Annotated in this window: 17 protein-coding genes, 2 tRNA genes and 1 riboswitch; of the genes, 11 read left to right on the top strand and 8 right to left on the bottom strand. The window is 52.8% G+C overall.

The window, feature by feature from the left end; genetic code table 11:
* Position 1: 1 nt before the first annotated feature.
* From KO503_RS08135 to KO503_RS08145, 3 genes are all read right to left on the bottom strand, one after another.
* On the bottom strand, positions 2-808 hold the full coding sequence (locus KO503_RS08135; protein WP_215991054.1) for an ABC transporter ATP-binding protein: 807 nt from the start codon (positions 806-808) through the stop codon (positions 2-4).
* Positions 808-1,839 carry an ABC transporter substrate-binding protein gene (locus KO503_RS08140; RefSeq protein ID WP_252730998.1) on the bottom strand — a complete coding sequence of 344 codons (1,032 nt, stop codon included), beginning with the start codon at positions 1,837-1,839 and terminating at the stop codon, positions 808-810. The genes KO503_RS08135 and KO503_RS08140 overlap by 1 nt, the downstream gene beginning before the upstream one ends.
* A 76-nt stretch (positions 1,840-1,915) precedes the next feature.
* Entirely contained in the window at positions 1,916-2,830 is a 915-nt protein-coding gene (locus tag KO503_RS08145) for a fumarylacetoacetate hydrolase family protein (RefSeq protein ID WP_215991055.1), read from the bottom strand.
* A gap of 219 nt (positions 2,831-3,049) precedes the next feature.
* Between KO503_RS08145 and KO503_RS08150 the strand changes: the two genes are divergently transcribed.
* Entirely contained in the window at positions 3,050-3,727 is a 678-nt protein-coding gene (locus KO503_RS08150; protein WP_215991056.1) for a FadR/GntR family transcriptional regulator, read from the top strand.
* Between the two features lie 261 nt (positions 3,728-3,988).
* Here the strand turns inward: KO503_RS08150 and KO503_RS08155 are convergent.
* Positions 3,989-4,065 (bottom strand) — tRNA-Arg (locus tag KO503_RS08155).
* A 303-nt stretch (positions 4,066-4,368) separates the two neighbouring features.
* Between KO503_RS08155 and KO503_RS08160 the strand changes: the two genes are divergently transcribed.
* From KO503_RS08160 to KO503_RS08170, 3 genes are all read left to right on the top strand, one after another.
* A complete protein-coding gene (locus KO503_RS08160; RefSeq protein WP_215991057.1) occupies positions 4,369-5,418 on the top strand; it encodes a LacI family DNA-binding transcriptional regulator in 1,050 nt (349 codons plus the stop codon).
* Positions 5,419-5,590: 172 nt separating this feature from the next.
* The gene (gene ilvD / locus KO503_RS08165) at positions 5,591-7,435 is read left to right on the top strand and encodes a dihydroxy-acid dehydratase (protein ID WP_215991058.1); all 1,845 of its coding nucleotides are present in this window, start codon (positions 5,591-5,593) and stop codon (positions 7,433-7,435) included.
* Positions 7,436-7,575: 140 nt separating this feature from the next.
* On the top strand, positions 7,576-8,274 hold the full coding sequence (locus KO503_RS08170; protein WP_215991059.1) for a GntR family transcriptional regulator: 699 nt from the start codon (positions 7,576-7,578) through the stop codon (positions 8,272-8,274).
* A 143-nt stretch (positions 8,275-8,417) separates the two neighbouring features.
* On the opposite strand, the gene KO503_RS08175 is transcribed toward KO503_RS08170, so the two are convergent.
* A tRNA-Lys gene (locus tag KO503_RS08175) sits at positions 8,418-8,493 on the bottom strand.
* Positions 8,494-8,596: 103 nt separating this feature from the next.
* On the opposite strand from KO503_RS08175, the gene dapF reads away from it, so the two are divergent.
* The 6 genes from dapF to KO503_RS08205 all read left to right on the top strand — a co-directional run bounded on the left by dapF (position 8,597) and on the right by KO503_RS08205 (position 14,521).
* Positions 8,597-9,445, top strand: coding sequence for a diaminopimelate epimerase (dapF, locus tag KO503_RS08180; RefSeq protein WP_215991060.1), 849 nt, complete (start codon positions 8,597-8,599; stop codon positions 9,443-9,445).
* Positions 9,445-10,707 (top strand): tRNA (N(6)-L-threonylcarbamoyladenosine(37)-C(2))-methylthiotransferase MtaB, encoded by a 1,263-nt coding sequence (mtaB, locus tag KO503_RS08185; protein ID WP_215991061.1) that lies wholly within the window; start codon positions 9,445-9,447, stop codon positions 10,705-10,707. Before dapF ends, mtaB begins: the two co-directional genes overlap by 1 nt.
* The gene (locus KO503_RS08190; RefSeq protein WP_215991062.1) at positions 10,704-11,369 is read left to right on the top strand and encodes a glutathione S-transferase; all 666 of its coding nucleotides are present in this window, start codon (positions 10,704-10,706) and stop codon (positions 11,367-11,369) included. The genes mtaB and KO503_RS08190 overlap by 4 nt, the downstream gene beginning before the upstream one ends.
* Before the next feature lie 442 nt (positions 11,370-11,811).
* Positions 11,812-12,375, top strand: coding sequence for a ubiquinol-cytochrome c reductase iron-sulfur subunit (petA, locus tag KO503_RS08195; protein WP_215943167.1), 564 nt, complete (start codon positions 11,812-11,814; stop codon positions 12,373-12,375).
* An 11-nt stretch (positions 12,376-12,386) separates the two neighbouring features.
* Complete coding sequence (gene petB / locus KO503_RS08200; protein WP_215991063.1) at positions 12,387-13,712, top strand: cytochrome b; 1,326 nt, start codon at positions 12,387-12,389, stop codon at positions 13,710-13,712.
* 17 nt (positions 13,713-13,729) lie between these two features.
* Positions 13,730-14,521, top strand: a complete 792-nt coding sequence (locus KO503_RS08205) for a cytochrome c1 (protein WP_215991064.1) — start codon at positions 13,730-13,732, stop codon at positions 14,519-14,521.
* A 52-nt stretch (positions 14,522-14,573) separates the two neighbouring features.
* On the opposite strand, the gene KO503_RS08210 is transcribed toward KO503_RS08205, so the two are convergent.
* From KO503_RS08210 to thiB, 3 genes are read right to left on the bottom strand one after another with little or no spacing between them, the layout of a single operon-like run.
* Entirely contained in the window at positions 14,574-15,269 is a 696-nt protein-coding gene (locus KO503_RS08210) for a thiamine ABC transporter ATP-binding protein (RefSeq protein WP_215991065.1), read from the bottom strand.
* Positions 15,256-16,806 (bottom strand): thiamine/thiamine pyrophosphate ABC transporter permease ThiP, encoded by a 1,551-nt coding sequence (locus KO503_RS08215; RefSeq protein WP_215991066.1) that lies wholly within the window; start codon positions 16,804-16,806, stop codon positions 15,256-15,258. Before KO503_RS08215 ends, KO503_RS08210 begins: the two co-directional genes overlap by 14 nt.
* Positions 16,782-17,756, bottom strand: a complete 975-nt coding sequence (gene thiB / locus KO503_RS08220) for a thiamine ABC transporter substrate binding subunit (RefSeq protein ID WP_215991067.1) — start codon at positions 17,754-17,756, stop codon at positions 16,782-16,784. The genes KO503_RS08215 and thiB overlap by 25 nt, the downstream gene beginning before the upstream one ends.
* A gap of 43 nt (positions 17,757-17,799) precedes the next feature.
* A riboswitch (TPP riboswitch) is annotated at positions 17,800-17,902 on the bottom strand.
* Positions 17,903-18,002: 100 nt separating this feature from the next.
* On the opposite strand from thiB, the gene aroC reads away from it, so the two are divergent.
* A complete protein-coding gene (aroC, locus tag KO503_RS08225) occupies positions 18,003-19,106 on the top strand; it encodes a chorismate synthase (protein ID WP_215991068.1) in 1,104 nt (367 codons plus the stop codon).
* Position 19,107 lies beyond the last annotated feature (1 nt).

The following is a 19,107-nucleotide window of genomic DNA, read 5'->3' on the forward strand; positions in this document are numbered from 1 at the left end:
GTCATACAAAGGCCTCCTTGTCCAAACTGCTGCGGATATGTTCGACCAGTGCACCGAATTTCGGTGTGGTCATCATGTCCAAAGTGCGGGGGCGTGGCAGGTCGATTTCGACCACTTCTGCCACACGACCAGGACGCGGTTTCATCACATAAACCACATCTGACAGGATCACCGCCTCAGGGATGGAGTGGGTCACTAAGAATGCCGTCGCATCACGCGACGTGCAAATTCGCTGCAATTCCATATTCATAAAATCGCGGCTGAGTTCGTCCAACGCACTGAACGGTTCATCCAATAGCAAAACAGCAGGTTCCGTGATCAACATCCGACAGATCGAAGCGCGCTGCGCCATGCCACCGGACAGCTCGTTTGCATAGGTGTCTTCGAACCCTTTCAATCCGACCAGTTCCATCAATGCGCGCGCTTGCGCTTCAGCCGCTTTTGCAGCCTTTTTGCCATCACGAATTTCAATCGGCAGAACAATATTTTCCAAGGTCGTACGCCATGGAAATAATGTCGCTTGCTGGAACATCATCCCGATGTCACGACGCGGTCCCATGACAGGTTTGTCTTGCAACATTACCCGCCCTTTGGTCGGCGAGATCATGCCTGACATGATTTTTAAAAGGGTAGATTTGCCGCAGCCACTGGACCCGATAACGGATGAGAAGCTGCCTTTTCTTAAGGTCAAGTTCACATCATCCAACGCGGTAACCGCGTTACGTGCGTAGGTTTTGCTAACATGACTGAGTTGATAAACAGGCTCACGAGGAGCGTCGGTAGGGGATAGGGCTGCGGCAGCAGGCATTAGTTAGCGCTCCCGTTCACTTTGAAGGTAAACTCGTTGGTGTAGGCCGCTGTCAAATCGGGCAAAGGTTCAGCCAATTCGCCGCCTGCAATTTGCACGTCCTGCCATTCGACCCAAACTTCAGGTGGCTGGTAGCCATACCCATGGCTGAGATCGGTTGGAATGGATCGGTCCATAATCGCTTCCAGCAGTGCGTTCGCAAACTCACGATCTTCGCTTTCTTGCGGGTTGGCCGCTGCCATGTCGTCCAAAACTGCTTCGCGATTGGCCTCGTCCAGCGCAAACATGTGACCGCGGTACACTGCACGGACAAATTTTTCGACCAGTTCAGGATTGTCGCGGATGGTATCGCCCATCGTCACCAAACCGTTACCAAAGAAACGCGCGAACTCAGGTGGAGTAATATCGCGCACGGCCACACCGCGATGGTTCAAAACCGCAGCATCGGCAGCTGCAGCTGAATAGGCTGAAATCTCGCCCGATCTGAGACCAGCAGAGGCCGGTCCGCCATCGCCCACAGTCAAGAATGAATAATCAGTGCCATCCACAAGGCCAGAACCCGTCATCACATTCCGAGCAAAACCAACTTCTGCGCCATCAGCTGACCCAGTGCCGATGACTGTGCCTTTCAGCTCAGCCGGCGTTTGCACTGGGCTGGCATCAGGCACAACGAGACCAAAGTTGTTCTTGGCCGCGTGGTTGTAAATGAACACCGCATCCACGCCGCGCCCGCGCGCTGCAAGCAAGGGTCCCGGACCAGGGCGTCCAAAATCAGCTTGCCCAGATGAGAGCGCTTGCAGCACCGCTCCGGACCCGTTGATCGCCTGCGCTGTCACCTCAAGGCCTTCATCTGCAAAGAACCCTTCGCCGATGGCTGTGTGAATGCTGAATGAATTGATCGCCGAGGCGCTTGGCGACACGAAAGTGATCTTTGTGAGTTCCTGTGCCGAAGCGGGGCTTGTCATCGCGACGGGCGTCATCACCGCAGCGCTCATCATTAAAGCCGTAAAAATACGTCTGGTAAGCATCATATATCCTCCAATTTGTTCTGCTTTTTTGAAACACAAGGATCCCGCCTCCCGCGGAACACCTTGCGTCGTTTTCGTATCAGACGTTGCGCATCGTATTGCGCAAAGTACCAATGCCTTCGACTTCGCATTCCACGATATCGCCATCTTTTAAGAAATGTGGCGGCTCCATCGCGTAACCAACACCTGACGGCGTTCCAGTGGCCAAGATATCGCCAGAGTTCAGCGTCAAGCCTTCGGAAAGGGATGCGATAAGTGTGGGGATATCAAAAATCATTTGTGCCGTATTGCCATCTTGGCGTGTCTCGCCGTTCACAACAGTGCTCACACGCAGATTGTGGGGATCAGTGATCTCATCGCGGGTGACGATGACAGGACCCATCGGGCAAGAATCATCAAACGCTTTACCTTTGAAAAACTGTCCGCCGTGGCGGCGTTGCACGTCGCGCGCCGTGACGTCATTAACGACGGTGTAGCCCCAAACATGCTCCATCGCGTGCTCTATAGAAATGTTAAGGCCAGGCTTGCCGATGATCACCGCCAACTCGACCTCGTAATCGATGCTGGTCGAAACCTGTGGAAAGATAGGCACGTCGGCGTAGGGGCCGGTCACCGTGGTTGGTGGTTTGGTGAAAAATACTGGAACTTCAGTTGCAGTAATATTCGCTTTCAACGCCCGTGCGCCTTCGGCAATATGTTCTGCGTAATTGCGACCAACGCAAAACACGTTTTTTGCAGGTGTCGGTAAAGGCGCACAAAGCTGCGCGCCCTCAGCAGATACCGTCAATTCAGGCGCCGCATTGGCGACGATATCACGCAATACAGCCAGCGAAGCGTCACCGCCCTCGATGATGGCTTGCAACCCGCCCTCAAGCAGGGCCGGATCTGTGGCACCTGCCGCACGCGCTGCTTCAGCGACTGGTAGATATTGATTTTGGTTCAATTCTACGACAGCAATGGGACCGGTCGTTGAGAGTATCGTAGTAAAGCGCATCGTGTTTCATTTCCTTCGCAAGGGGATGGACAAAGCCATCATTTATTTAGGCCAGCGACAGTGGAGCCAAGTGTGTAACCAATGATGAATTGGTTAAGTGATTTTTTTTCCGTTCAGACTTGATTGTTCGAAATCCTCTGTCATTGTTGGGTATACGTTATCAGGTTTTCGAGCCTTGCATAGATTGCCACTCGCAACCAATTAACAGATTGGTTTAAAATGAATCAAAAACTGAACGCAACTCTGGCTGAAAATATTCGGCTGTATATCGTATCAAAGGGCTTTCAACACAATGAACGCTTGCCCCCCGAACGCGAACTCGCCGCACATTTCAAGGTTTCACGCGGTGAACTCCGCAAGGCGTTGAACTGTTTGGAAGCAGACGGACTCATCTGGCGACATGTTGGGCGTGGTACCTTTGTGGGCGCGCGTCCTGTGCTCAATCTCAACGATGTCGCCTACCTTGGGGAACTGGCCAGCCCTATCCAAGTGATCGCCGCGCGATTGGCAATTGAACCGAGCCTCGCTCGGCTGGCAGCACATTCTGGCACCCAAGCGGATTTCATCGCGATGCGCACCTGCAATGAGCGCTGCCGCGCCGCCCCTGATTGGCGCAGCTATGAGGCACAAGATAACAATCTTCATGCTATCATAGCCAAGGCCACGCAAAACAAGCTACTTGTTTATCTGTTCGAGACACTAAATGTCGTGAGGCGCTCCACCGTTTGGGGACAATCACGAGAAACCATGGGCCCTGCCGCCAATTATTGCAGCTTTCAGCAGCACGAGGCGATCTGTGCCGCGATTGAAGCACGCGATGCCGACCTTGCAGAAGCCTGCATGCGCGATCATTTGATCTCTGTGCGCGATAGAGTTTTACCAACGCTTTCGCGTTAACCCCTTCATTATAGGTCCAATCGCACTGTGGCATAAACGGTATTTTATTTTTTGGGGACAACATCCGATCCCGCACAAGGCTTACAGATAAACCGCACTTTTAGACGACAACCAGAGCATGAAAGTCCCTCACAGATCGAATACAACATCCGCAATTTCAACAAACGGATGATGCTCAGCAGCCCCCAAAAAGGAACAAAAGCTCCAACTCGCCCCCCAAACTCAATAGAAATAAGTAAAATCATATACTTAATAATAATTTGGTGACCCCGGGTGGATTCGAACCACCAACCTGCCCCTTAGGAGGGGGCTGCTCTATCCAGTTGAGCCACGGGGCCGCGCGGCTTTGTTTTACCTGCGTTGACGCCGAAGACAAGCCCATCACGTGTTCATTATTCTGCGTTGGAGAATGTCTCGTTTTGAAATAGGTAAGGGGGAGCGAATTTGGCCCACCACTCCCCCTCTAAATCCGAGACCGCACTGAGAGTTAGAGAGCTTGCAGGACGATTCGGATGTTCTTTTGGGTCGGAACTATGGATTCCAGCCCTGTTAGCGATAACATAGCGACATTGCTGCGCGTGGACAAGACCGATTTTCCCTGTATGGTCATGACTACCAAATGTAGTGAAGGCCCACATGCAATGACACAAATGCCCATCAGACCAATTCCCAAACGCCCTTTGACCTTAAGAGACGTCTCAGAGGCCTCTGGTGTGTCTGAAATGACTGTAAGCCGCGTTTTACGCAATCGTGGTGATGTGTCTGAAGCGACCCGCGAAAAAGTGTTGGCCGCCGCGCGCGAGCTTGGTTATGTGCCCAATAAAATCGCAGGATCTTTGGCCTCGTCACGCGTCAACTTGGTGGCGGTGATTATCCCCTCTTTATCCAACATGGTCTTTCCAGAGGTCATGACGGGCATTTCGGAAATCTTGGATGACACTGAACTTCAGCCCGTGGTTGGCGTCACGCATTACAAACCTGAACGCGAAGAAGCTGTGCTATATGAAATGCTGTCTTGGCGTCCGTCCGGCGTGATTATCGCGGGGCTTGAACACACAGAAGCCGCCAAAGCGATGCTTGGGGCAGCGGGCATTCCTATCGTTGAGATTATGGACACAGACGGCGACGCCGTTGATGCAGTTGTTGGGATTTCGCACCGCCGTGCGGGCCGCAAGATGGCGCAGGCGATTGTGGATGCAGGATATAAAAAGATCGGCTTTCTCGGCACAAAGATGCCGCTTGATCACCGTGCACGCAAACGCTTTGAAGGCTTTACAGAAGCACTTGCCAAGGCGGGTTTGGAAGTGGCTGATCAAGAATTTTATTCTGGTGGGTCAGCTTTGGCCAAAGGCCGCGAAATGACAGAAACCATTCTGAGTCGCACGCCTGACCTCGATTTTCTGTATTACTCAAACGACATGATCGGTGCCGGCGGTCTGCTGTATTGTCTCGACAACGACATCGATGTGCCGGGCCAGATCGGCCTTGCGGGCTTTAACGGCATCGAATTCCTAGATGGCCTACCCCGCCAGCTCGCCACAATGGATGCTTGTCGAGTTGAAATTGGTCGCGCAGCCGCGCAAATCATCGCCGAACGTGCAGCGAATCCCGAAGCCGCAGGAAAAGAATTGATCACTTTAGAGCCTTCGTTAGACTTTGGAGACACACTCAAGCGGGTCAAAAAGCAATAAAATTTAAAGATAAAGCGGTACCCATCACTTTGGCGCGCCCTATTTTGGTGTACCAACTGGAAATGCGTCGCCAAACCTCGTATGTATCCTTCCAAATATTTGGGCGTTTGCCCATTCTACACCATCGGACCTTTGGTTCTGTCGGTCTCACGCGAATACGAAAGTTAGCAATATGCCTCATTATAAATCTCGCCGCTCCACCCATGGCCGCAATATGGCAGGGGCCCGCGGCCTTTGGCGTGCAACAGGTATGAAAGACGGCGATTTTGGCAAGCCGATCATCGCTGTTGTGAACTCATTCACCCAGTTCGTGCCCGGTCACGTGCACCTGAAAGATCTCGGTCAAATGGTGGCCCGCGAAATCGAAGAAGCTGGCGGCGTTGCCAAGGAATTCAACACAATCGCTGTGGATGATGGTATCGCCATGGGCCACGACGGGATGCTCTATTCCCTGCCTTCACGCGAATTGATCGCGGACTCTGTTGAATACATGGTCAACGCGCATTGTGCAGATGCGATGGTATGTATTTCCAACTGCGATAAAATCACCCCCGGCATGATGATGGCCGCGATGCGGCTGAACATTCCGGTGATCTTTGTGTCCGGTGGCCCGATGGAAGCCGGCAAGGTGACCCTTGATGATCTTGAGGTTAAAGTCGATTTAGTGGATGCCATGGTTGCTGCCGCCGACGACAAATTCACCGACGCGCAAGTCAAAGACATCGAAGAGAACGCCTGCCCTACCTGTGGGTCTTGTTCTGGTATGTTTACAGCGAACTCAATGAACTGTTTGGCCGAAGCCTTGGGTCTGGCCCTTCCCGGCAACGGCTCTACTTTGGCGACACATGTTGATCGCAAGCGCCTGTTCTTGGAAGCTGGCCGCAAGATCGTCGAGATCACCAAAGCGCATTATGAGGACGAAAAACCGGGCTTGCTGCCTCGTGACATCGCCAACTTTGACGCGTTTGAGAACGCCATGTCTTTGGATATTGCTATGGGCGGATCGACCAATACCGTTCTGCACCTTTTAGCCATCGCGCACGAAGGGGGTGTCAACTTTACCATGGCAGACATGGATCGCTTGTCACGCAAAGTGCCCTGTCTGTGTAAAGTTGCGCCAAACACGATCAACGTGCATATGGAAGATATTCACCGCGCGGGCGGAATTTTCGGGATTTTGGGCGAATTGCATCGTGGCGGCTTATTGCACGGCGATGTGCCAACGGTGCACTCTGATTCAATGGCTCAAGCGATTTCCAAATGGGACATCAAAGTCGCCAACACGCCTGAGACCAATTCGTTCTACCGTGCGGCCCCCGGCGGCGTGCGCACCACGCAGGCGTTTTCGACTGACAACCGTTACAAAGAACTGGACGACGACCGCCAAAATGGCGTTGTGCGTTCGGTTGAGCACGCGTTTTCAAAAGATGGCGGCCTAGCTGTTTTGTTCGGTAATCTAGCCGAAAACGGCTGTATCGTGAAAACGGCGGGTGTGGACGACAGCAACCTTGTGTTCAACGGTAAAGCGCATGTATTCGACAGCCAAGACGATGCGGTGCAGGGTATTTTGACCCGCAAAGTGGAATCCGGCGATGTGGTCGTGATTCGCTTTGAGGGCCCTCAAGGCGGGCCGGGGATGCAAGAGATGCTCTACCCGACGTCTTATCTGAAATCTAAAGGCTTGGGCAAGAAATGCGCCCTGCTCACCGATGGTCGTTTCTCTGGCGGCACCTCTGGTCTATCGATTGGCCACGTTTCCCCTGAAGCGGCAGAAGGCGGCTTGATCGGTTTGGTGCAAAACGGCGATCCGATTGAGATCGACATCCCAAACCGCAAAATCCATTTGGCGATCTCTGACGCGGAAATCGCGAAACGCCGCGAAGCTGCTGGCCCATTGCCATGGGCCCCTACTGAGGACCGCCCACGCTTTGTCTCAACTGCGCTCAAGGCCTATGCCGCCTTTGCCTCGTCAGCGGCAACTGGCGCCGTCCGCATCTTGCCTGACGTCAAAAAATAAGCGGCAACACGACAAAATTTACGGCGCCGCTCCATCTGGGGCGGCGTTTTTTTGTGACAAATTGAGGTCTCATAGCATAACAAGCAGTCCAACTTGACTTGACCTAAGCGTAAACTAACATGCCACTTAAAGGACGAACGATGCCCGACCAGACCCTAGCGCTTGATATCGACTCACTCGAAGGCCCTTTGGGGCAACGTGTGTACACGGCGCTACGCAATAAAATCTTGGACATGACGTTCGAGCCGGGCATGGTTTTACGCAAAGGCGCATTATGTGAACATCTTGGAGTGTCGCGCTCCCCTGTTGCCGAAGCGCTGGGGCGATTGTCATCGGATGGTCTGGTCGACATCATCCCACAATCTGCGACCCGCGTTTCACAGTTCTCAGTGTCTGAATTGCGCGAAGAAAGCTTTCTGCGTGAAGCCGTTGAGGTAGCAGCTGTGGCCAAGGTCGCTAAAGAGCGTACAGAGGAGCAGCTCACTAAACTTACACGGAACTTGCGCCTGCAAGGCTTGCTTATAGACGACCAAGACTATCAAGGGTTCTTTGAGGCCGATGTCGATTTTCACCACATGATTCTGGAATTCACAGGGTATCCTAAGGTTGTTCTTGCAGCGGGCCAGATGTCACTGCAATTACGCCGCGCGCGCATGCTGTTGTTGCCAGAGCCAGGCCGCCCCGCCGACGCTATGGCAGATCATCACGCGATTCTGAATGCGATCAACGTGCAAGATCCAGATGCCGCCCGTGCAGCCATGTCAGCCCACCTGCGCCAATTGATCAAACGTATCATTCCATTGGAACGTCAGCACCCCACATATTTCCGTCATGTGTAAATAGCACCCTTTTACAGAAAGATCGCAATACCTCTGCTGTAACCACGACTCTGAACAATCCATTCTGATAAGATTTTGAAATATCAGGGAAAACAAAAAGAGCGCCCAAGGGGCGCTCTTTTGAACCACACTAAAAGAAGAAGTGGTGAGCCCTGATGGGTTCGAACCATCGACCTACTGATTAAAAGTCAGTTGCTCTACCGGCTGAGCTAAGGGCCCACTTCTTAGTGGTGGGGCGGATTTACAGTCGCACACCGGTAGCGTCAAGCACAAAACTGAGAATATCTTTTAAAAGATGTCATCAAGGGTTATATGCCCCAACATGAACACCGATCAAAACACCACCCGCGCCGATAATATCACGCTTTCTTTCCTGAAAATGCATGGTCTTGGCAACGATTTCGTCATTATCGACTCGCGAGGACGCGAGGCGCAGATAACGCCTGCTTTGGCAAAAGCCATCGGAGATCGTAACTGCGGCGTTGGGTTTGACCAACTTGCAGAGATTCGCGACTCGGATGAAGCCGACATCGATTTGGATTTTTGGAACAGCGACGGATCGCGCGCAGGTGCCTGTGGCAATGCCACGCGCTGCGTTGGGCGATTGATGATTGATGAAACGGGCAAAGACGCTGTGACCATTCGCACCGAGCGCGGCATTTTACAGGCTGTGCGCGCGGGCGACGAAGTCTCTGTCAATATGGGCCATCCTTTGATGGATTGGGATCAGGTGCCACTGTCGCATGACGTAAATGTCGAGCACTTGCCACTTGCAGGCGACCCTGTGGCCGTTGGCATGGGCAACCCCCATGCTGTGTTCTTTGTGGATAATGCCGAAACTGTCGATGTGAAAGGCCTTGGACCAACTGTTGAACATGACTCGCTGTTTCCTGAGCGCACCAACGTAGAGTTCGCTGAAATACGCAATCGCGACGAAGTTCGGATGCGTGTGTGGGAACGTGGTGCAGGCATTACCATGGCTTGCGGCTCTGGCGCTTGCGCGACTGTCGTGGCTTCCGCCACACGCGGGCTGACGGAACGCAAGGTACGTATGGAAATGGACGGCGGCTGGATCACGCTGGACTGGCGCGATGATGGCGTTTGGATGACGGGGCCGACGACCTTGGTCTTTTCTGGCATATTCAGCACCGCCTTTTTGGAGCAAATCTAATGACTGCCAATCCGCCGATTTTTGCCACGCTTGGTTGTCGCCTGAATGCTTATGAAACCGAAGCGATGAAAGAGCTCGCCACCAAGGCTGGCGTGCAAGATGCTGTGGTGGTCAACACCTGTGCGGTCACTGCCGAGGCTGTGCGCAAAGCCCGTCAAGAAATTCGCAAACTGCGCCGTGAAAACCCTGAGGCAAAGATCATTGTCACGGGTTGTGCGGCACAAACAGAACCCGCGACGTTTTCCAGTATGGAGGAGGTCGATGTGGTGGTCGGTAATACCGAAAAAATGCAGGCTGAGACATGGAATGCCATGGGGCCTGATTTTATTGGCCAGACAGAGCGCGTTCAGGTTGATGACATTATGTCTGTCACTGAGACCGCAGGTCATTTGATTGATGGGTTTGGCACCCGCAGCCGCGCCTATGTGCAGGTGCAAAACGGTTGTGACCATCGCTGTACGTTTTGCATTATTCCTTATGGTCGTGGCAATTCGCGCTCAGTCCCTGCGGGCGTTGTGGTCGATCAAATCAAGCGGCTTGTGGATAAGGGCTATAACGAGGTTGTATTGACGGGCGTTGACTTAACGTCTTGGGGGGCTGATTTGCCTGCCTTGCCGCGTCTTGGCGATTTGGTCATGCGGATTTTAAAACTCATCCCCGATTTGCCGCGCCTACGCATCAGCTCAATTGATTCGATTGAGGCCGATGATGCGCTGATGGAAGCCATCGCGACCGAGCCGCGTTTGATGCCTCATCTACATTTGTCACTGCAACATGGTGATGATTTGATTCTCAAACGGATGGCGCGGCGGCATCTGCGCGATGATGCGATCAAATTTTGTGAGGACGCGAAAAAATTGCGCCCCGACATGACCTTTGGCGCAGATATCATTGCGGGGTTTCCAACGGAAACAGACGCGCATTTCGAAAATTCGCTGAGACTGGTTAGTGATTGCGATCTGACCTGGCTGCATGTGTTTCCTTATTCCAAACGCGAGGGGACGCCTGCCGCCAAAATCCCCAGCCAAGTGAATGGCAATGTGATCAAGGCTCGTGCAGCACAGTTGCGCGCCGCAGGGGATTCTCAGGTGCAAAGGCATTTGACCGCGCAAATTGGCCGCACCCATCATATCTTAATGGAAAACCCGAACATGGGCCGCACTGAGCAATTTACCGAAGTTCATTTTGACAGGGCCCAAGCTGAAGGATCATTGGTCACCGCGACGATCCTTGGCCTCGACGGCACACAGTTGATCGCATGACCCACGTACTCGCTCACCCGATTCTCTATAATTTTCGCCGCTGCCCCTATGCGATGCGTGCGCGCTTGGCACTGTTAAGTGCTGGAATCACGGTAGAAGTGCGCGAGATTGTTTTGCGCGATAAACCCGCACATATGTTAGAATTGTCGCCCAAAGGCACTGTGCCTGTGTTGTGGCTTGGCGGAACAGATGTTGTTGACGAAAGCCGAGACATTATGGATTGGGCCTTAGAGCAGAATGATCCTGAAAATCTGTTGGATATGCCCGCTGAAGGTGCAGATTGGATTTCAACCATTGAAGGTCCATTCAAAAACGCACTTGATCGCTACAAATACGCGACGCGGTATGAAGGTGTTGATCCAGAGATTGAGCGCGCAAATGCAAAAGCGATTCTGATGACTGTCGATACACAGCTACGCCAAACTGATTGGTTGTTTTCAGATCGACCCTGTCTGGCCGACCTAGCAACCATCACTTTTGTGCGCCAGTTTGCAAATGTGGACCGCGCTTGGTTTGATGCGCAGCACTGGACTGGCGTCAAAGGATGGCTCGAACGGTTTTTAGCCTCAAGCCGTTTTACAGATATAATGCAAAAATACCCGCTGTGGCGTGAAGGTACACCAAGCAGGTATTTTCCAGATTTCGAACAGCCAGTAAGCTAGAAAGAATAACCATCACCAGCCGTTGCCCGCACAACGGGACCCATCACCTGACACCCAGAGGTATGTGACCCGCCAGTGGCTTCAATATCGACATGCGGCAAAGACAGTTCTGTCTGCGCATGCGCAGTCAGCGGGACAGCTGTAAGAACGACTAAAGAGCACAGCTGAAGGTGTTCGAAACAAGGGCAAGTCCAGATATAAGAGAAATTGCAAAACAAAGTGCGCCTTGCTGCTAAACGAGGCAACCGCGCTTTGACAACAGAGCTTTGGCACTATGAGGACCTCAAACTGTGTTCCCGCGACAACGCGCCCCACTTGCGACGTAATGCACGCTGGACGTGGCGCGATGACGGGGCTAAAAGCGCCTCAGCAGGGCAACGGGAAACCGTGGCCTTCTTATGCATTGGCCGGAAGACCGGCTTGAGACAATGGAGAATTGCTCGTGTCCCACGCAGACGAACACGAAGGCAACCGTCGCGATTTCTTGTACTACGCCACAGCTGGTGCTGGTGCAGTCGCGACAGGAGCCGCAGTATGGCCGCTGGTCAACCAAATGAACCCCTCAGCGGATGTTAAGGCTTTGGCCTCTATACGCGTTGATATCAGCGATATCGAAGTTGGCACACAGCTGACTGTGAAATGGCGCGGCAAGCCCGTTTTCATTCGTCGCCGCACCGAAGACGAAATCGCCGCTGCTCGCGCCGTTGATCTTTCTGTGTTGATTGATGGTAACGCTGAAAATGACAACATCGCGGCAGGATCAGATGCTTCCGACGCCAACCGCACGCTGGACGAAAACGGCGAATGGTTGGTGATGATGGGTGTTTGTACCCACCTTGGTTGTGTGCCGCTTGGCGATGGCGCTGGCGACTTTGGTGGTTGGTTCTGCCCTTGTCACGGCTCTCACTACGATACAGCTGGCCGCATCCGCAAAGGCCCAGCTCCACGCAACCTGCCTGTTCCAGTAGCCGCCTTTGATGGCGACACTGAAATCGTATTGGGCTGAGGGAGAAACTGATGTCTGGTATTCCGCACGACCACTACGAACCTAAAACAGGTATCGAAAAGTGGATTAATGGTCGCCTGCCAATTATTGGCCTTGTTCATTCAACATTGACGGCACCAACCCCAAAAAACCTGAACTGGATGTGGATCTGGGGCATTGTCCTTGCTTTCTGTCTGGTTTTGCAAATCGTCACCGGTATCGTTCTGGTGATGCATTACACTCCACACGTTGATCTGGCTTTTGCCTCTGTTGAACACATCATGCGCGACGTGAACGGTGGCCACATGTTGCGTTACTTGCACGCAAACGGCGCGTCTTTGTTCTTTATCGCTGTGTATCTGCACATCTTCCGCGGTCTCTACTATGGCTCATACAAAGCCCCACGCGAAATCACATGGATCATCGGCATGCTCATCTATCTGCTTATGATGGCGACTGGTTTCTTGGGCTATGTTTTGCCTTGGGGTCAGATGTCCTTCTGGGGCGCGACTGTGATCACCGGCCTGTTCGGCGCAATTCCATTCGTTGGTGAAGCCTTGCAAACTTGGCTTTTGGGCGGACCTGCTGTGGACAACGCCACACTGAACCGCTTTTTCTCGCTGCACTACTTGCTGCCATTCGTGATTGCGGGTCTTGTGATTGTTCACATCTGGGCCTTCCATCACACAGGCAACAACAACCCAACTGGTGTTGAAGTGCGTCGTGGCTCTGTCAAAGAAGCAAAAAAAGACACATTGCCGTTCTGGCCATACTTCGTGATCAAAGATCTCTTTGCTCTTGGCGTTGTTTTGGTGGCGTTCTTTGCAGTTGTTGGCTTCATGCCAAACTACCTTGGTCACCCTGATAACTACATCCCTGCGAACCCTCTCGCGACACCATCGCACATCGTTCCTGAATGGTACTACTTGCCCTTCTACGCGATCCTACGTGCCTTTACGGCCGATGTATGGGCGGTTCAATTCGCGTCCTTTATCACAGCCGGCATCGTTGATGCGAAATTCTTTGGTGTTCTGGCGATGTTCGGCGCGATCTTTGTTATGGCCTTGGCGCCATGGCTCGACACATCCTCTGTGCGCTCAGGCAAATACCGCCCGATGTTCAAATGGTGGTTCGCTTTGCTCTGCGTCGACTTCATGGTTCTAATGTGGGTTGGTGCACGTGACACTGAATTCCCGCATGACTGGATTTCATTGATCGGCGCGACATACTGGTTCGCCTACTTCTTGGTGATCTTGCCACTTCTCGGCGTGTTCGAGAAACCATTGCCACTGCCTGCGACCATCGAAGATGACTTCGTGGCTCACTATCCTGGCGCTGCCAAAGACTCGGCAGAGTGAGAAAGGACTTAGGAACTATGTTTAAGAAACTTACTCTCTCCGCTCTTACCGCACTGGCGCTTAGCGCTGGTGCGGCAATGGCTGCAGGCGACGAAGGTCACGTACATGACGTGGACTTCAGCTTCGAAGGCCCGTTTGGCACATATGATCAAAACCAACTTCAACGTGGTCTACAGATCTACACCGAAGTCTGTTCTGCCTGTCACGGCTTGCAACACGTGCCAATTCGCACACTCAGCGATGAAGGCGGACCACACCTGCCAGAAGATCAGGTGCGCGCCTACGCCTCTCAGTTCGATATCTATGATGCTGATCTTGACGATGACCGCGCACGTATACCCGCAGACTTCTTCCCCAGCTCATCTTTGTCAAACGCGCCTGACTTATCTTTGATGGCAAAAGCACGTGCTGGCTTTCATGGCCCGATGGGCACAGGCATCAGCCAGTTCGTCAACGGCATCGGTGGCCCCGAGTACATCGCATCCATTCTCACCGGCTACACCGGTGAAGAAAAGGAACAAGCTGGCACAACCTTCTATGAAAACACTGCCTTCCCAGGTGGATGGATCGCTATGGCGCCACCCCTTTACGGTGAAGATGTTGAATTCGCTGACGGTCACTCTAACGAGCTGCATCACGAAGCCGAAGATGTTGCATCATTCTTGATGTGGACAGCCGAGCCCAAAATGATGGCCCGCAAACAAGCTGGTTTTGTCGCTGTGACATTCCTCTTTTTGCTGACTGTTTTGCTCTACCTCACAAACAAAAAATTGTGGGCACCGCACAAAGGCAAAAAATTCGACCTGTAAACTCAGGCTGATATCAAAAGAAAAGGCGCTCCATTTGGGGCGCCTTTTTTATTCACTCTCCGACATAGCTAGTAAACCCAGCAGGCGGATCTTTTAAAAAATCACCCAACGCCCTTGGTAAGTGACAAATACCGTCCTCCACCCACAGAACATCTTCGGCGAACCGTTCCACATCCTTGATGTCATGACTAACCATCATCACAGTCGCACCAATCCGCGCACCGACAGCCTGCGCCAGATCAGCCATCTCTATCCGCATCGCTGGCCCCAGCGCCGAAAACGGCTCATCCAAAAGCACCAGCTGCTTTTGTTGCACCAACAATCGTGCCAATGCGACGCGACTTTGCTGTCCCCCTGACAGAGCAGCAGGTAAGCGATCTTCCATCCCAGAAAGACCCACAGCAATCAAAGCATCCAAAACGCGCTGCTTATCCGCCGCATTCAGTCGTAGGTTCGGATTGATCCCAAGCCCCACGTTTTGCAGTGCGGTCATATGCGGAAACAAATTATTGTCTTGAAAGACGTTAGACACAGGTCGCTGATTTGGCTGTAAATTAGAAATGCTGCGCCCATCCCAAACGATATCGCCTTGCGTGACAGTGACATAGCCGCCAATGGCTGCCAACAAGGTGCTTTTGCCCGCACCAGACGGGCCCAAAACAGCGACACGCCTACCCGCCTTAACCCTGAAATCCGCCTTTAGCGTAAAACCATCTTGCGCAATCACTGCGCCTTCAAGACTTAGCATGACCACGCCCTCCTCGATCAAACAGATAAAACAGCGCAAGACTTAAAAACAACAACAACAGCGCAGCCCCCATCGCTTGCTCCATGCGGTAGGCGCCCATCAACCGATAAATCTGCAACGGTAGTGTAGCGCCATCAGGACGCGCAAACAGTGTCACAACACCTAAATCGCCCATCGACAACGCAGCAGCCAGTCCAGCTGAAAATCCCAGCGGCGCACGAATACGGGGCAGAATAACCAAACGCACTCGCGCCCAGCCAGTCATCCCAAGACTGTCAGACAAGGGACCAAACCGATCTTCGCAAGCCCGCACAGCAGGTCCAATAGCACGCAGCACAAACGGCAGCGACATCACGGCATTGACTAACGCCGTGATCAATAAGGCCACGCGCGCAGGCTCCACAAACGGAAAGACCATGATGAATAGGCCTGTTCCCATCACCAATGGCGAAGCTGCGACACTCAACATGCCCAAGCCTTCCAGCCAACGCCACCGCAAAGCCGCCAGCGACAGACTAACGGCAAAAACAATCGTCAGGCCAGCAGACCCTAGCGCTGTCACCAAAGACCGCAGCGCAGACGACCACACAGATGTCGGCAAGGACAGAATATAGGGCGCGCCTTGCATGACGATGGCAAGCAAAGGCACAGCCAAAAACAACGTCGCAAAAATGATCCATACCCCGTCGACGATCTTCGACGTCACGCGTCCGGTATCAAACCGCTGAAACACACGATCCTGCCCGCCCATAACAGCTTGCGGAACAGCAAGCCAAAGCGATGCCAATGCAGCCACCCCGCAGATCGTAAATTGTACCCCCGCCAAAAGCGCCGCTTTGCCAATATCAAAGTCAAATTTGAAAGCCTGATAGATTGCCAGTTCCACAGTTGTGGCCTTGGGACCGCCACCAAAAGTCAAAGCGACTGCAAAACTTGTGGTACAGATCAGAAAAATAACAACCAACAACCCAGGCACAAGATTGCGCAACATAGGCCATTCGATATGCCAAAACACGTCGCGCCCAGAAAAATCTAGCGATGCAGCAAGCCGGAATTGTTCGGCAGGAACCGAGCCCCATCCATGGATCAAAAGTCGCGTGGCAAGCGGCAGGTTGAAAAACACATGCGCCAACAACACGCCATGCAATCCATAGATCGAAATCGGCTCTAATCCCGCCAGATTTAGACCGTAGGCAACGATTCCGTTTCGCCCAAAAACAGCCGTTAGTCCTAAGATTGCAACGATAACAGGCAAAATAAACGGCGCGCCTAAAAGCGTGACCAGCGCGCGCCGCCCCCAAAATGACCGCCGCGCCAAGGCGCGCGCAACTGGAATTGCTAAGGCCACGGACAAGACAGCCGACCAAAAGGCCTGCACGATGGTAAAGCGCACAGCTGCCACATCAAATTGATCAAGCGCACCGAATGAGTCCGCTCGAATGGCAACAGCCGCCAAGGTGCCGAGGCTAAAAAACGTCACCAATCCAGCGACAATCAGCCCCGGCCAAGGATTTATTGCGAGAACGCGGCGCGCCATTCGGCGATTGCCTCATCCCGCAGTGCAGCGGCTTGATCCTCATTTAAGAAAATCGCTTTTTCAGGATAATTGAGCTGAGAGAAAGCCTCAGGCCACTGATCTTTTGGTAAAGCGGCGGGATAAGACCAGTTGGCAGTTGGAATAAGATCTTGAAACTTTTCATCCATGATAAATGCCATAAATTGATCCGCAAGCTCAGGCTGATCTGTGGTTTTCAATTTGGCCGCCAATTCGACCATGAAATAATGGCCTTCATCAAACAAAGCCGCTGACTTGGTTTGGTCTTCTTCCGCGATGATGTGGTAGGCAGGCGATGTCGTGTAGGACAACACCATATCAACTTCGCCATCGGTGAACATGCCATAAGCCTCGGACCAGCCTTTGGTGACTGTGGTCACCTTCGGTGCAAGCTTGGCCCATTCAGACTCAGCATCATCACCGAAAACCTGTTTCCCCCACAGAATCAGCGCTAGGCCCGAAATGGACGTTCGCGGATCCTGAATCGCAATTTTCCAGTCTTCGTCGCTGTTAACCAGCTCTGCAAAACTCGTTGGAGGATTGGTGATTTTTGTGTTGTCGTACACAAAGGCTGTGTAGCTCCAATTGAATGGTAAAAATGTATCGTCAGTCCAATCGAGCGGCAAAGTCAGGGCAGATGTATCGACTTTATGAGGCACGAATAGACCCGATTCCCGTGCTTTTTTAGTCACATCGGAATTAAAGCCAATGGCAACATCCGCATTTGTGCGCTCACCTTCAAGCAAGAGACGAGGCAAAAGATCGCCCGTCACATATTCGATTTCGCACTCACAGGTTTCTTCAAACGCGGCCTTGATCGCAGGACCGGGGCCCCATTCAGACCCAAAGTAATCAGGTGCGTAAATTGTAAGGGGATCAGCAAAAGCTGAGGTGACCAGAAGGCTGGCCGCAAGTGTCAGGCTATAATTCATAGCTCGCTCCATTCAAAAATGGGCGAAGAAAAAGGTCGCGTCTTGATGATGCGAATACCTTCCCTCCGCCGGTGTTAGCCGGTTCAGGTTCTACGGGTCCGCAAAGCGCATCTCAGCCACATGTGGTGGCACCCCGAGGTAAGGCGCAATTTAGCGTCAAAACCACAAAGCGCAAGCTCAAGACACTTAGCCCCCTTTTCGCCAAGCCAAACACCCGTTAAACCAAGGGCGATCTAGGAGCACAGCATGAGCATCAATACATTCGGCCACCTCTTTCGTTTCACCACTTGGGGTGAAAGCCACGGACCTGCGCTTGGCGCGACTGTTGACGGCTGCCCTCCGGGCATCGCACTGACAGAAGAAATGCTGCAAGTCTGGCTCGACAAACGCAAACCAGGCACGTCGAAATACACAACCCAGCGCCGCGAACCTGATCAGGTGGAAATTTTATCTGGTGTGTTTGATGGCAAGACAACAGGCACGCCCATTCAATTGATGATCCGCAACACGGATCAACGTTCAAAAGACTATGGTGATATTTCAGAAAAATTCCGCCCCGGTCACGCAGACATAACCTATTTCCAAAAATATGGCATTCGCGATTATCGTGGTGGTGGGCGTTCTTCAGCGCGAGAAACGGCAGCACGCGTTGCGGCTGGGGGTGTGGCTCGTGCTGCTTTAGCGCAATTGATCCCAGACCTAGAGATCAAAGGCTATATGACCCAAATCGGGCCAAACGGCATCATTGGCGCGCGCGACATGGCGGAAATCGATAACAATCCATTTTGGGTGCCCAGTGCTGTAACGGCTCAGAACTGGGCTGCGTATCTTGATGACATTCGCAAATCAGGCTCGTCCGTGGGGGCAGTTGTTGAAGTGGTTGCCAAAGGGGCACCTGCGGGCCTTGGCGCGCCGATTTATGCCAAGATTGACACTGATTTGGCCTCGGCCATGATGTCTATCAACGCTGTTAAAGGCGTTGAAATTGGCGAAGGCATGAACGCCGCGCGCTTGACGGGCGAAGAAAACGCCGATGAGATCCGCATGGGCAATGATGGCCCACGCTACATGTCCAATCATGCCGGCGGCATTCTGGGCGGAATTTCAACTGGACAGGATTTGGTTGTGCGCTTTGCTGTGAAGCCAACAAGTTCGATCCTAACCTCGCGTAAAACCATTACCAAAGCGGGCGAAGACACCGATTTGATCACCAAAGGACGCCACGACCCTTGCGTTGGTATTCGCGCGGTTCCAGTTGGCGAGGCGATGATGGCCTGCGTGATTTTGGATCACCTGCTTTTGCATCGCGGTCAAAATGGCGAAACACCTTTGGGCGTTTTCGGCGAATAGA

The organism is Pacificibacter marinus, assembly GCF_018860505.1.
In the GTDB taxonomy this organism is placed as follows: domain Bacteria; phylum Pseudomonadota; class Alphaproteobacteria; order Rhodobacterales; family Rhodobacteraceae; genus Celeribacter; species Celeribacter marinus_B.